The 419-nt window shown below is 48.9% G+C and carries 1 protein-coding gene; it reads left to right on the top strand.

Translation table 11 applies throughout. The features are described from left to right. Nucleotides 1-419: aminotransferase class V-fold PLP-dependent enzyme (locus DYI42_RS24075; protein ID WP_187682465.1), on the top strand; the 419-nt coding region annotated here is incomplete at both ends.

Genomic DNA, 419 nt, shown 5'->3' with positions numbered 1-419 from the left:
CTCTCTGATAATGCTGCTTATATGCATTATTGCCCGAATGAAACCATCGATGGTATCGCCATCGACGAAACGCCAGACTTCGGCGCAGATGTGGTGGTCGCCGCTGACTTCTCTTCAACCATTCTTTCCCGTCCGATTGACGTCAGCCGTTATGGTGTAATTTACGCTGGCGCGCAGAAAAATATCGGCCCGGCTGGCCTGACAATCGTCATCGTTCGTGAAGATTTGCTGGGCAAAGCGAATATCGCGTGTCCGTCGATTCTGGATTATTCCATCCTCAACGATAACGGCTCCATGTTTAACACGCCGCCGACATTTGCCTGGTATCTATCTGGTCTGGTCTTTAAATGGCTGAAAGCGAACGGCGGTGTAGCTGAAATGGATAAAATCAATCAGCAAAAAGCAGAACTGCTATATGG

Origin of the sequence: Vannielia litorea (genome assembly GCF_018424695.1) — a bacterium.
Taxonomy (GTDB): Bacteria; Pseudomonadota; Alphaproteobacteria; order Rhodobacterales; family Rhodobacteraceae; genus Vannielia; species Vannielia litorea_A.
Note: the sequence above shows the minus strand (reverse complement) of the source record. Positions and strands in the feature narration are given on the sequence as shown.